This window comes from Mesorhizobium sp. ES1-6 (assembly GCF_020164775.1).
Lineage (GTDB): Bacteria > Pseudomonadota > Alphaproteobacteria > Rhizobiales > Rhizobiaceae > Mesorhizobium.
The window spans coordinates 1-11896 of sequence record NZ_JAIUGU010000010.1 but is presented as its reverse complement, the minus strand read 5'-3'; the positions used below and the strand labels follow the sequence as shown (position 1 = coordinate 11896).

Annotated in this window: 12 protein-coding genes; 4 read left to right on the top strand and 8 right to left on the bottom strand. The window is 64.1% G+C overall.

Annotated features, from left to right (window positions below):
• Positions 1-5: 5 nt before the first annotated feature.
• Positions 6-413, top strand: coding sequence for a tautomerase family protein (locus tag LB564_RS22185; protein ID WP_224540985.1), 408 nt, complete (start codon positions 6-8; stop codon positions 411-413).
• A gap of 48 nt (positions 414-461) precedes the next feature.
• On the opposite strand, the gene LB564_RS22180 is transcribed toward LB564_RS22185, so the two are convergent.
• Both LB564_RS22180 and LB564_RS22175 read right to left on the bottom strand, forming a co-directional pair.
• A complete protein-coding gene (locus tag LB564_RS22180; protein WP_224540983.1) occupies positions 462-968 on the bottom strand; it encodes an RES family NAD+ phosphorylase in 507 nt (168 codons plus the stop codon).
• Positions 965-1453, bottom strand: a complete 489-nt coding sequence (locus tag LB564_RS22175) for an antitoxin Xre/MbcA/ParS toxin-binding domain-containing protein (protein ID WP_140710881.1) — start codon at positions 1451-1453, stop codon at positions 965-967. The genes LB564_RS22180 and LB564_RS22175 overlap by 4 nt, the downstream gene beginning before the upstream one ends.
• A gap of 191 nt (positions 1454-1644) precedes the next feature.
• On the opposite strand from LB564_RS22175, the gene LB564_RS22170 reads away from it, so the two are divergent.
• The gene (locus LB564_RS22170; protein WP_224540981.1) at positions 1645-3867 is read left to right on the top strand and encodes an AMP-binding protein; all 2223 of its coding nucleotides are present in this window, start codon (positions 1645-1647) and stop codon (positions 3865-3867) included.
• 24 nt (positions 3868-3891) lie between these two features.
• Here LB564_RS22170 and pssA read toward each other — a convergent pair whose 3' ends face one another.
• On the bottom strand, positions 3892-4710 hold the full coding sequence (gene pssA, locus LB564_RS22165; protein WP_224541287.1) for a CDP-diacylglycerol--serine O-phosphatidyltransferase: 819 nt from the start codon (positions 4708-4710) through the stop codon (positions 3892-3894).
• 2 nt (positions 4711-4712) lie between these two features.
• Positions 4713-5411 carry a phosphatidylserine decarboxylase gene (locus LB564_RS22160; RefSeq protein WP_140710885.1) on the bottom strand — a complete coding sequence of 233 codons (699 nt, stop codon included), beginning with the start codon at positions 5409-5411 and terminating at the stop codon, positions 4713-4715.
• A gap of 368 nt (positions 5412-5779) precedes the next feature.
• Here LB564_RS22160 and LB564_RS22155 point away from each other — a divergent pair, with 368 nt between their 5' ends.
• A complete protein-coding gene (locus LB564_RS22155) occupies positions 5780-6646 on the top strand; it encodes an SMP-30/gluconolactonase/LRE family protein (RefSeq protein ID WP_224540979.1) in 867 nt (288 codons plus the stop codon).
• Here LB564_RS22155 and LB564_RS22150 read toward each other — a convergent pair.
• The 4 genes from LB564_RS22150 to LB564_RS22135 all read right to left on the bottom strand — a co-directional run bounded on the left by LB564_RS22150 (position 6643) and on the right by LB564_RS22135 (position 11020).
• The gene (locus LB564_RS22150; protein ID WP_140710889.1) at positions 6643-6990 is read right to left on the bottom strand and encodes an antibiotic biosynthesis monooxygenase; all 348 of its coding nucleotides are present in this window, start codon (positions 6988-6990) and stop codon (positions 6643-6645) included. The two genes, LB564_RS22155 and LB564_RS22150, sit on opposite strands and share 4 nt — an antisense overlap.
• A 96-nt stretch (positions 6991-7086) precedes the next feature.
• Complete coding sequence (locus LB564_RS22145) at positions 7087-8970, bottom strand: ABCB family ABC transporter ATP-binding protein/permease (protein WP_224540977.1); 1884 nt, start codon at positions 8968-8970, stop codon at positions 7087-7089.
• Between the two features lie 24 nt (positions 8971-8994).
• Positions 8995-9342, bottom strand: coding sequence for an ArsR/SmtB family transcription factor (locus tag LB564_RS22140; protein ID WP_224540975.1), 348 nt, complete (start codon positions 9340-9342; stop codon positions 8995-8997).
• Positions 9343-9421: 79 nt separating this feature from the next.
• Complete coding sequence (locus tag LB564_RS22135) at positions 9422-11020, bottom strand: LysM peptidoglycan-binding domain-containing protein (RefSeq protein ID WP_224540973.1); 1599 nt, start codon at positions 11018-11020, stop codon at positions 9422-9424.
• Positions 11021-11163: 143 nt separating this feature from the next.
• On the opposite strand from LB564_RS22135, the gene LB564_RS22130 reads away from it, so the two are divergent.
• On the top strand, positions 11164-11775 hold the full coding sequence (locus tag LB564_RS22130) for a TIGR00730 family Rossman fold protein (protein WP_224540972.1): 612 nt from the start codon (positions 11164-11166) through the stop codon (positions 11773-11775).
• The last annotated feature ends 121 nt before the right edge of the window (positions 11776-11896 follow it).

The following is an 11896-nucleotide window of genomic DNA, read 5'->3' as shown; positions in this document are numbered from 1 at the left end:
GAAAAATGCCTATCATCAATGTCAACGTCACCGGCAAGCCAGACGCGGCCTTGTCCACCAAGATAGCCAGGGAAATAACAGAAATAACCGCCACGCATCTGCGCAAGGACCCGACGATCACCGCGGTGGCCGTGTCCTATTTCGATCCGCGGCACTGGTTCGCTGGCGGCAAGTCGCTCGCCGAGCACGGCACCAACACGTTCTGGCTCGACATCAAGGTGGTCGACGGCACCAACACCAAGCTCGAACTGGAGGCCTATCTCAAGGCGATCTTCGACGCCTTCGACCGCCTGCTGGGCGGCGTGCATCAGGAAAGCTACGCTTTCGTGCACGAAGTGCCTGCCGCCGCCTATGGCTATGGCGGCAAGACGCAGGAATTCCGGTTTATCAGCGGGCGTCTGAAGGCGGCGTGAGCGATTGCTTTAGCCGCGTGGGCCGAATGCGTCTCCGAGCGACGCGCCTTAGGCTGCAGGGGGATGCAATCTTGTGTCCAGCGCGAAATGCTCCTGAAGGCGCATCTCGTACAGGCCCGTGGCGGCGCCTGGGTCGAATATCAAATTCCAGCTGTGCAGCGACACGGTACTCGGGAGGAGAACGAAGGGGTGACTTGCCAGCAGGCTGTCGCCAAATTGCTGCTGGCCCGCACTGGGTATGCCGGGGCGCAGCCAGGCGGGATTGGGGACGTCCTCGATAGTCGCCACATGGATGCTGGCTGGATCGCTGACTTCAAATGAGGTGAGGATGTGAGGAACCGTGTCGAGCGTCCTGAAGCCCTTGTGGACCGCCACTTCGAGGATAGCTGTCGAGGGGTCGACCGATGCGTAGACCGCCCTGACTCCCTTGCTGTTCCATCTCGCCCCGAGCTTGAATGCGCCCTCGCCGCTGTCCCATGTCGACCTGAAACGCTCGTGATCGAGCCTCCAGCCAAACACCGCGCCGGTCCCAAGAGAACCCGGCAAAGGCGTCATGCGTAGACACCGTAGTCAAGCCGATCGAGAAACTCCTGAACCAATTCAGTACCAGCTGCCGTGGTCAGCAAATCGATAGGCCGTCGATTGTCCAGGCCCATCGCAGGCCGGATCATCCATTTCTCGGCCTCAGCCTGTGATCCCAGCACGGATGTGGCTTTGGTGAGAATCCTTGCAAAGTTCCAGGTTCGTGAGCCCTGCTCTTTGCTCAACGTTCTGGAGTGATCCGATTTGTGCCTTTGGAAGGTTCGCTCACTCATGCCGAAAGCGGCCTCGAAAGTATCGGCGAGGTTGATCACAGCCAAATGCGTGACCAGCTTTTCCAGGGCCTGGCTTGGAATTCCGTTCAAGATCATTTCGTGAGCCTCGATCGGGCTGGATACGGAATGTCCAAGGACGTTCGGGCCACCAAGCAGATCGACCAACTTCTCGAACTCCGTGTCCATACGAGGCGAGGCAATGAACGCCATTGAGGGATTGGTCATCTCAGATCTCCGTCACGTGTCACTTTATTTACGACAGGTGGCGCAATAATTCAAGGGACGTGCCGTTTGCCGAATGAACACCACGGCAGCTTACAATAGTTCCTTCATTGACGCCGTTCCCACTTCCGCTACCTTCTGCGCCGAAGCGGCCGCAGAGCCGCGCGCTTAGAGAGAGCTGGGAGCGAGGCGGCATGATCCTGACACTGGCGCTGCTTGCGGGTCTGGTTGTGGCCTGGCTGCTGATCGGGGCGGTGGAAAAGTTCCGCCTCGGCCTGCGCTTCACCCAGGCGCTGCTTTATGTGCCGTTCAAGCTCGCCTACCGGATCAGCGACAATCGCATCAGGATCGCTGGCAAGGCGCAGGTACCGGTCATCTATGTCATCTCGCACCAGTCGCGCTTCGAACCGGCGCTGATGCTGTCGCTGCTGCCGGACGACACGCTGCATATACTCGACGAGGTCTCGGCGCGCTCGCCATGGCTCGAGCCCTGGCGCGAACTCGGCCGCACCATCGCCTTCAACGCCGAACATGTCTTCGTCAGCCGCCGGCTGGTGCGTGTGCTGAAAGGCAAGGGGCGGCTCGCGGTTTATCTGCCGGATGCGGTCGAGCCTGACGTCAAGACGTTCCGGCTGTTTCGCGCAGTCACCCGTATCGCCATGCAGGCAGACGCGCGCATCGTGCCGATCTTCGTTGCCGGCGCGCGCGATCTGCCGGTTTCGCTGACGCCGGCGAACAGGGCTCCGCGTCACTGGTTTCCACGGCTCGCAATCAGCGTGCTGGAGCCGATGACCATCGCCGAACTGGTGGCGCGCAACCCGGACCAGGCCTCGAACACCAATGCGCTGTTCGACCGCGTCGCCGAGGCACGGCTTTTCGGCACCGACCTCGACCGTGGCCTGTTCCTCGCCATGCGCGATGCGGCGGCCAGAGTCGGCGCCTCGCACCCGATCATCGAGGACGTCATCTCCGGTGCGCTGAGCTACCGCAAGATGTTCATCGGTGCGCGGGTGCTGGGCAGGCGCTTCGAGGCGGTCACAGCGCCGGGCGAAGCGGTCGGGGTGATGCTGCCCAACGCCAATGGCGTCGTGCTGTCGCTCGTCGGTCTTCTGTCGGCGGGCCGGGTGGCGGCAATGATCAACTACACGGCCGGGCCGGCAAGCGTCACGGCCGCCGTGCGCACGGCCGTCATCCGCACCGTTGTCTCTTCGCGCGCCTTCGTCGAGAAGGCCGATCTCGCCGATATCGTCGCCGCGGTCGAAAAGGGCGGCGCCAGATTGCTGTGGCTGGAAGATGTACGCCAAGGCGTCACCACACTGGACAAGCTTGCCGCCGCCTTGCTGTGGCGCCTGCCGCTGCAGCGGCAGGATGCGGCCAAGCCAGGCGTGATCCTGTTCACCTCTGGCTCCGAGGGCACGCCCAAGGCGGTCGTTCTGTCGCAAAAGAACCTTCTTGCCAATGCCATGCAGGCCGAGGCGCGTATCACCATCTCGCCGGCGGACATCCTGCTCAACGTGCTGCCTGTGTTCCATTCCTTCGGGCTGACGGGCGGTACCATCCTGCCGCTGGTCACCGGGGTAAAACTGTTCCTCTATCCCTCGCCGCTCCATTACAAGATCATCCCCGAGATCGCGCGCAAGGTGAAACCGACCATCATGTTCGGCACCGATACGTTTCTCGCCAATTATGCGCGCACCGCCAAGGATGGCGATTTCTCCAGCCTGCGCTTCGTTGTCGCCGGCGCCGAGGCGGTGAAGCCGGAAACCCGTCGCGTCTACCGCGAGCGCTTCCAGGCCGAGATCATCGAGGGGTTCGGCCTGACCGAGGCCGCACCCGTGGTTGCCGTCAACACCGCGATCCATGGCCGCGACGGGTCGGTCGGCCGGCTTCTGCCGGCCATCCGCATGAAGCTGGAGCCGATCGAAGGCATCAATGATGCCGGCCAGTTGTGGCTCGACGGGCCGAACATGATGATGGGCTACATGACCGCGGACCGCCCCGGCGAACTGCAGCCTCTGACCGGCTGGCACGACACCGGCGACATCGTCGCCGTCGACCGCGAAGGCTTCATCAGCATTCGCGGCCGCGCCAAGCGTTTTGCCAAGATTGCCGGCGAGATGGTGTCGCTGGGCGCTGTCGAGATGCTGGTGCAGTCGCTTTGGCCGGAAGAGCGCCACGCTGCGGTGGCGGTGCCCGACAAAAGGCGCGGCGAGCGCATCGTGCTGGTCACCACCGCCGACGACGCAAGTGCCGAGGAGTTGAGACAGTTCGGCAAAAAGGCCGGCGCGGCCGAACTGATGGTGCCCAACGACATCGTCAAGGTCGAGGAAATCCCGGTGCTCGGCTCCGGCAAGACCGACTATGTCTCGACCAGGAAGCTGGCGATCGACAGGCTTGGGATTGGCGTGGCGGCCTGAATACCTCGCGGTCGGCGTAGACTTCTAACCTATGTCAGAAGGCGGCACCTTCTCGCCTTCCAGCTTGGCACGCTTGGAGTAGGCGCGCACGGAAAACGGCAGGAAGATCAGGTAGCCCGCGACCGACGCCGTCAGCGTGTACCAGGGATAGGTCATTAGCAGGAGGACGTAGAGCACGACGGCGAGGATGACCGGCAGCACCCTGTCGCCGGGGATCTTGATGCTCTTGCCGGAGTAGACCGGCAACCGGCTGACCAGCAGGAAGGCTACCAGGATGGTGAAGCCGGTGGCGACGAAGGCGGCCGGCCGGCTGGGCTCGACACCAAGGCGCAGGAAATAGAGATAGAGCGGCAGCATCATCAGCACGGCGCCCGCCGGCGCCGGCACACCGACGAAATATTCGCTCTGCCATATCGGGCGCTCGGCCTTCTCGTCGTCGAGCACGTTGAAGCGGGCAAGCCTGAGCCCACAGGCGATGGTGAACAGCAGCGCTGCGATCCAGCCCGGCGAGCCGGCGCGGTCGAGCAGGAAGGCGTAGAGCACCAGCGCCGGCGCGACACCGAAATTGACGATGTCGGCCAGCGAATCCATCTGCGCGCCGAATTTGGAGGTCGCCTTCAGCATCCGCGCCAGTCGGCCGTCGATGCCGTCGAGGAAGGCGGCAAGCAGCACCATGACAACGGCGGTTTCAAAACGGTTTTCGAAGGCGAAGCGGATGCCGGACAGGCCGGCGCAGATGGCAAGCACGGTAACCAGATTGGGCAGCACCATGCGCATCGGGATCTCGCGGATGCGCGGACCGCCGCTGGCATGGGCTTCGAACTTCTTATACTGCGTGCCCACCGTCATGAAATCCGCACGAGGGGCGTGCCGGCGATGCCGCCGAATTCGGCCAGCACGGTTTCGCCGCCGACCGCGGTCTGGCCAACGGCAACGCGCGGCGTGGCGGCCAAAGGCAGGAACACGTCGACACGCGAGCCGAAACGGATCAGTCCGAAACGCTCGCCGGTGCCGATCGAAGCGCCGGCCTCGGCCCAGCAGACGATGCGCCGTGCCACAAGGCCGGCGATCTGGACTGCCGCCACCGTGCCGTTGGGGCTCTCGATGACAAGGCCGTTGCGCTCGTTCTCGGTGCTCGCCTTGTCCAGCTCGGCATTGAGGAATTTTCCCGGCCGATGCTCGATCCTGGCGATGCGGCCGCGAACCGGAGAGCGGTTCACGTGGCACGAAAAGACGTTCATGAACACGGAGATGCGGGTCATCTCGACATTGCCGAGGCCAAGCTCATGCGGCGGTACGGCCGGCCCGACAGCCGAGACGATGCCGTCGGCGGGGCTGACCACCAGGCGGTCGTCGACAGGCGTGACGCGCTCGGGGTCCCGGAAGAAATAGACGCACCAGGCGGTCAGGATCAGGCCGATCCAGAACAGGATCGAGGAGAAATAGCCAAGGAAAAGGGTCGCCGCGCCAAAGGCCGCGATGAAGGGATAGCCTTCGCGATGGATCGGTACGAACGCGTTCTTGACCGTGTCGACAAGGCTCATGGGCTGGGGGCGGTCCCTGTTTCAGGTCCGGCCTCAATAGCGGAAACACCCCCTGCCCGCAACGCGACAATCGGCGGCGCGGATTAACCGGCAAGGGAGGGCGGTGTCCGGGTAGCTGGACGCTCCGAGTTTCGTGCAGTCGAGACCGGTTGCCGCCAAAGCTATCCTTTGACTACACGAGGGCCGTCAGCGTAGCGACAAGGCTATCTACGCCGACGCCGCCTTGCAAACCAATACCCGTGACGTCAACGTCACGCGACTGAAGCGTTCTTCACTAGCTTGCTGTCGGGAGACTTCCATCTCGTGCGTCCTTGGTGAGAAGCGCCTCATCGCAAGGGCCGATGACGCGCGTGCAAACGGAGGCTCCCATGCAGATATCATCCGGCAACAAAGCGTATATCCTTTTGGAAGGCCTCGCCTTCGGCGAATCGCCGCGCCGGCATGATGGACGCCTGTGGGTCTGCAACTGGGGCACCGGCGAGATCATTGCCGTCGATGCGCACGGCAACAGCGAAGTCGTGCTCAGGGTTCCGGCTGTCCTGCCCTACTCCATCGACTGGCTGCCGGACGGCCGTCTGCTCGTGATCTCGGGCCGAGAAGGTTTGCTGCTGCGACAAGAGCCGGATGGCTCGCTCGTCACCCATGCCGACCTGCGCGGCCTTTCGAAAAGCCCGTGGAACGAGATCGTCGTCGACGGGCGCGGCAACATCTATGTCAATGGCGGCGGGCCGGCGCCGGCGCCTGGTGAGCATTTCGGCCCTGGCACCATCGTGCTCATCACGCCTGATGGCGCGGTGCGGCAAGTTGCCGACACCATTGCCTTCGCCAACGGCATGGCGGTGACGCCTGACAACAAGACGCTGATCGTCGCCGAATCCCATGCCAACAGGCTGACCGCCTTCGACATCGCCGCCGACGGCACCTTGTCCAACCGCCGCGTCTGGGCTGATCTCGACGGATATCCCGACGGCATCTGCCTCGATGCCGACGGGGCGGCCTGGTATGCGGATGTTCCCAACAAACGCTGCGTGCGGGTGCGCGAAGGCGGCGACGTCTTGCAGACCGTCGCCGCCGATCGCGGCTGCTTTGCCTGTATGCTGGGCGGTGACGACAGCAAAACGCTGTTCATCACCGCCGCCGAGTGGCGCGGCTTCCAGCATATGGTCAGTGACGCGCGCACCGGCCAAGTGCTCGGCATCGAAGCGCCGGCACCGGGCGTTGGCTGGCCAGGCTAGAGTCCAGGCACGCGCTGATAGTTGGCGATGTCGGCGCGCACACCGAGCCGGGCGATCGTCTCCCGCGGGTTGAAGGCGACGCGCTCGTGCGCCGCCTTCACGATCGGCACGACATTGTCGACGGCGGCCTGGCTTTCCCATTCGACGATGGTGACGAGGTTGAATTCGCCCGGCCCGGAGAATTGCTCGAGCAGGAAATCCTGGACGAAGCCCTGCTGCAGACGCAGCAGTTCATGCGTCATCTTCACTTTAGCCAGAATTTCATCGCGGGCATTGGCGGGCACGACGAACTTGTCAACCCTGAACACGCTGCCGCCCTTAACATCTTGATTCGTAAAGCTCATATCCATTTCAATCCGTCCTCGACGATGCTGTTTTGCGGCTCTCGAGCCACGGGTCTACAATCTCAACTTAAGTTGAGGTCAAGAGGCTTTTTCGAGTTAAGACACCTCTGATGTGCGCCGGCGCACGACGACACCCAGTTCGTCGCTTTCTCGGGCAATGCGCAGCCGCTCCTCGGCTTCGGTCGCCTCGCGCTGGCGGTCCCACATCGAGGCGTAGAGACCGTGCTTTCGCATCAGCTCGACATGGGTCCCGCGCTCGGCGATCTGGCCATCCTTGAGCACGATGATCTCGTCGGCCGAAATCACCGTCGACAGGCGGTGGGCGATGACAATGGTGGTACGGCCCTTGCTGACCAGGTCGAGCGCGGCCTGGATCTCCTGCTCGGTGTGGCTGTCGAGCGCGGAAGTGGCCTCGTCGAGCATCAGGATCGGCGGCGCCTTCAGGATGGTACGGGCGATCGCCACGCGCTGCTTCTCGCCGCCGGAAAGTTTCAGCCCGCGCTCGCCGACCATCGACTTGTAGCCGTCGGGCAGCTTCTCGATGAACGGTCCGATCTGGGCGAGTTCGGCGGCCTTGCGCACCTCCTCCTCGCCGGCGCCGACACGGCCGTAGCGGATGTTGTAGGCAATGGTGTCGTTGAACAGCACCGTGTCCTGCGGCACCATGCCAAGCACCGCGCGCAGGCTGTCCTGCGTCACGTCCCTCACATCCTGGCCATCGATCAGCACCTGGCCACCCTGCACGTCGTAAAAGCGGAACAGCAGCCGCGAGATGGTCGACTTGCCGGCACCCGACGGCCCGACAATGGCGACCGTCTTGCCGGCCGGCACCTCGAAGGAGACGCCCTTCAGGATCTTGCGGTTCGGATCATAGGAGAAGTGGACGTCGCGGAACTCGACCTTGCCGGCGCTCACGGCCAGCGGCTTGGCGTTGGGCTTGTCGACGATCTCCTGCGGCACGTCGAGCAGGTCGAACATGTGCTCGATGTCGGTCAACCCTTGCCGGATCTCGCGATAGATGAAGCCGATGAAGTTGAGCGGCACGGAAAGCTGCACCAGCATGGCATTGATGAAAACGAAATCGCCGACGCTCTGGGTGCCGGCCTGCACCTCCAGCGCCGACATGCACATGACGACGACCGTGCCGACGCCGAAGATGAGGCCCTGGCCAAAGTTCAGCCAGCCGAGCGAGGTCCAGGTCTTGGTGGCGGCGATCTCGTAGCGAGCCATCGAGCGGTCGAAGCGCTCGGCCTCCATGCGCTCGTTGGTGAAATACTTGACCGTCTCGAAATTGAGCAGCGAGTCGATCGCCTTGGTGTTGGCGTCCGTGTCGCTGTCGTTCATGTCGCGGCGGATCGAGATGCGCCAGTCGCTCGCCTTGACCGTGAACCAGACGTAGAGGCAGACGGTGATCGCCACCACGGCCACATATTTCCAGCCATAGGTGAAACCGAATATGCCGGCGGTCAGCGCGAATTCGAGAATGGTCGGCGCCGTGTTGAGCATGATGAAGCGCACGATCGTCTCGATGCCCTTGGTGCCGCGCTCGATGATGCGCGACAGGCCGCCGGTGCGGCGCTCGAGGTGGAAGCGCAGCGACAGCTGATGCATGTGCACGAAGGTGCGGAAGGCAAGCTGGCGCACCGCATGCTGGCCGACGCGGGCAAACAGCGCATCGCGCAGTTGGTTGAAGCCAAGCTGGACGAGCCTCAGCACGTTATATGCAATGACCAGCATCACCGGGGCGAGCATGATCGACGGCAGCGGCGGGGGCGTTTTGAAGCCTCCCGCCAGCGCATCGGTTGCCCATTTGAAGAAATAGGGACCGGCGACCAGCGTCAGCTTGGCCACGACCAGCAGCAGCGTCGCCCAGGTCACCCTTGCCCTCAGGTCGGCGCGGTCGGCCGGCCACATATAGGGCCAGAGGTTACGCAATGTCGTGAGAGTCGAGGTGTCGGCGGAGACGGTTTTTTCAGCCACTTTCTTGCCTTTTGGGTCAGAGGGTCAGCGGCCGGAGCAGCAGGAATTGATGAGCGCGCCCAGCGATGCCGATAGATCGGCAAGTGCCGCGCGATCGACAGCATAGCGCGATCGCTGGCGGTCGGGCTCGAACCGGACGAGACCGACCTCGACCAATATTTTCAGATGCTGGGACACGGTCGACTGCGCCAGATCGAAATGGTCGACGACCTCACGGCAGCAGCAGGAACTGCTGGCGGACAGATGCCTCAGTATCTCGATCCGCGCCGGATGGGAGAGTGCCGCGAACCGCGCCGCGACAGCGCGGCTGTCCACGATGCAGCCTGGCGGTGTGGTGGCGGCGTGGTCTGGTACAGAGGTATAGTCGGTCATCGTTCATCGGCGATAGACGATGAACGATGCCAGGGCAAGCTAGGCCGATGGGTAGATCGCCGGAATCGCCAATCTCTTCCTATTGCGTCTTCGGTGCCGTCGTTGCCTGCTCGCCCATCGCCTTGAGGTCGGCGGCTTCGCCTTCCTTCGACTTTTCCGGGACCTTGAACACCTGGCCGGGCCAGATGCGGTCAGGATTCCTGATCTGGTCCTGGTTGGCGAGGTAGATGGTGGAGTAGCGCACGCCATGGCCGTAGACACGCCGCGATATCCGCCACAGCGTATCGTTGCGGCGGATGATGACCGCGCCGTCGGCATGTTCGAGCTTGGGCGACACGACTTCGGGCACGTCGCTTGGCGGCGTTGCCGCCGCGACGACCGCCGGAGCCTCGGCGGCAGGCGCCGCCGGTGCGGCGGCAACGGCCGGAACCGGGGCGGCTGGAGCCGGCGCGGTTTCCGCCGGAGCAGCGGCGGCAACAGCAGGCGCGGCAGGCGCCGGAGCGACTGGTGCTTCCGCGGCAGCAGGTGCGGCCGGCTTGACGTCGGCCGGCTTCGTTTCGGCAGGCTTGGCCTCGGCCGGCGCAACGGCGGCGACCGCCTCGCCGGGCTCGCGCTCGAAGGGCACGGCCGCGCGAGCCACCACCTTCACGCCGTCGGCATCGAGGCCGTCGACATGGATCGTATAGCTGCCGACCGGAATGTCGCGCGTCGCCTCGACCAGGAAATGGCCGTCCGGCGACGTCTGTGCGTCCCCGAGCAGGATGTCGTTGGCGTAGGCGCGCACCTTGCGGCCGGGATCGGCGAGGCCGGCGACAAAGATCTTGTTGCCGTCGATCTCAACGGCCTCGACGACGATCTTGGGCTCAGCCACGGCGGACGCGGCCGGTGCCGCTGGAGCGGGTTTAGCCTCAACCACGGCTGGCGCGGTCGGCGCCGGCGCGGCGGGCGCCGGAGTGACAGTCGCGGGCGCCTCGGCAGACGGAGCGGCGGCCTGCTCGCCGGTTGCCGGCGCCGGCTTTGTCTCGGGCGCGGGAACGGTCAACAGTTCGGCCGGCTTGCCCGGCTCCTCGACCATGGCCAGCACCTGGCCAGCGGCATTGGCGGGCACCGAGACCACGGCGGTCTGCGCCGAAGCAGTCACGACCGTGCCGACCGTCGACCGCAGGGCAATCGTATAGTCGCCGGGCTTCAAGGGATCGTCGAGCACGATGACAAAGGCGCCGTCGGGACCAGCGACCGTGGAGCCGATCACCGTCGCGCCATTGAGGATTTCGACCTTCGAGTTGGGCGCAGCGTTGCCGGCAACGACGATCGAGCCGTTGCTCTCGACGCGCACGACGTCGAAAGTCGGCGCGATCGGGCCGGCCGGCGCGGGGGCAGCAGGGGCCGCCGCATCGGTTGCGGGTGCCGCCGGGGGCGCGGCTTCCGTCGCGGGCGCGGCAGGGGCCGTCGCCTGGGGTGCCGCGGCCGGTGCTGCCGGCACCGCCGGAGCCGGCAGACGCCCTTCCGTGCCGGGATCCGCCGGCTTGGGCGCCTCGGGCGGCGTCAAGGCCGCGACTTGCGCCGGTGGCGCTGGATGAAGATACGGGTCGAGCGCGCCCGATACATAGGCGGTTCCCGCGGCCGCGACGGTCCCACCCGCCGCGAACAGGAACGCCTTCAATGGATTAATTGCCATATTTCCCTACCCCTTAGCCACCTAACGCCGGTCTAGCGTGTTTTGCCAATGCCGACAAGAAAAACGGGCCGACACGAAAAAGCCCGCCCTTGTCAGGCCTTGGGGCTTGACCGGGCTTTCAGACCCAATCACCAATCATCCGTATGAACACGATTCGATCCGTCTGCGTCTATTGCGGCTCGTCTCCGGGCCGCGATGAAATCTATGCCAAGGCCGGTCACCTGCTTGGACGCTCAATCGCCAAGGCAGGTCTGCGGCTGGTCTATGGCGGCGGCACCAAGGGCATCATGGGCGCCGTGGCCGAAGGCGCGCTCAAGGCCGGTGGCAAGGTGACGGGCATCATTCCGCGCTTCCTCATCAACAGGGAAGCAACCGAAACCGCGCTTGACCGGCTCGACGAGCTGCTGATCACCGACAACATGCACGAGCGCAAACACAAGATGTTCGAGAAATCCGACGCCTTTGTGGCGTTGCCCGGCGGCATCGGCACAGTCGAGGAGATCGTCGAGATCATGACCTGGGCGCAACTCGGCCATCACCGCAAGCCGATCGTCTTCGGCAATGTCAAAGGTTTCTGGGACCCGATGCTGTCGTTGCTTGATCACATGGCGGCGGAAGGCTTCATTCACACCGCGCAGCGTGTGAAGCCGCTGGTCGTCAACGACCCCGAGGCCATCGTCGCCGCCATCATGGTGGCCGGGTCCTCGGTCGACGCGCCGACGGAAGGCGTCCAGTCGGTGATCGACAAGATGTAGAATGAGGGGAGTAAGGGAATAGGGGAGTAAGGGAAAGGGTAACGCCCCAGAGACTGCAGTCCTACTCCCCTACTCCCCTACTCCCTTACTCCCCTACTCCCCTACTCCCCTACTCCCCTAC

Coding starts and splice junctions, on each gene's coding strand:
- LB564_RS22185 (WP_224540985.1), top strand. CDS start 6: ATGCCTATCATCAATGTCAACGTCACCGGCAAGCCAGACGCGGCCTTG.
- LB564_RS22180 (WP_224540983.1), bottom strand. CDS start 968: ATGACGCCTTTGCCGGGTTCTCTTGGGACCGGCGCGGTGTTTGGCTGG.
- LB564_RS22175 (WP_140710881.1), bottom strand. CDS start 1,453: ATGACCAATCCCTCAATGGCGTTCATTGCCTCGCCTCGTATGGACACG.
- LB564_RS22170 (WP_224540981.1), top strand. CDS start 1,645: ATGATCCTGACACTGGCGCTGCTTGCGGGTCTGGTTGTGGCCTGGCTG.
- LB564_RS22160 (WP_140710885.1), bottom strand. CDS start 5,411: ATGAGCCTTGTCGACACGGTCAAGAACGCGTTCGTACCGATCCATCGC.
- LB564_RS22155 (WP_224540979.1), top strand. CDS start 5,780: ATGCAGATATCATCCGGCAACAAAGCGTATATCCTTTTGGAAGGCCTC.
- LB564_RS22150 (WP_140710889.1), bottom strand. CDS start 6,990: ATGAGCTTTACGAATCAAGATGTTAAGGGCGGCAGCGTGTTCAGGGTT.
- LB564_RS22140 (WP_224540975.1), bottom strand. CDS start 9,342: ATGACCGACTATACCTCTGTACCAGACCACGCCGCCACCACACCGCCA.
- LB564_RS22135 (WP_224540973.1), bottom strand. CDS start 11,020: ATGGCAATTAATCCATTGAAGGCGTTCCTGTTCGCGGCGGGTGGGACC.
- LB564_RS22130 (WP_224540972.1), top strand. CDS start 11,164: ATGAACACGATTCGATCCGTCTGCGTCTATTGCGGCTCGTCTCCGGGC.